This window comes from Geobacter hydrogenophilus, assembly GCF_018501225.1.
Lineage (GTDB): Bacteria > Desulfobacterota > Desulfuromonadia > Geobacterales > Geobacteraceae > Geobacter > Geobacter hydrogenophilus.
In genome coordinates this window covers 1-296 of record NZ_JAHCZI010000042.1, presented here as the reverse complement: position 1 = coordinate 296, position 296 = coordinate 1, and the positions used below count along the sequence as shown (strand labels likewise).

Annotated in this window: 1 pseudogene; it reads left to right on the top strand. The window is 55.4% G+C overall.

From position 1 onward, the window contains the following. Positions 1-296: pseudogene (locus tag KI811_RS18445) on the top strand (hypothetical protein); the annotation flags it as partial.

Here is a 296-nt window from a genome sequence, read left to right as displayed (position 1 = left end):
GGCAACACAAGATTCGATCTGGTTTCGGAAACATTCAACGAAGTGCTTGCCGGGGTGAAGTACTACCCGCTGAGCAATCTGGTCTTCACCGGCGAGTGGTATCAGAGCTATCCGACTTTCGATACTACGTCGATCTATTCTGTCTTCGCCGTTGATCGCTACCAGGAGGCCGTATTCCGCGCCGACTACACCATCAACGACATGATTGCCCTCAATGGGGGCTACACCTCCCAGTGGTTCGGGAACGGCGGTCGCGGACACATCTACCATCTCGGGACCAGTGTGCGGCCGTTTGA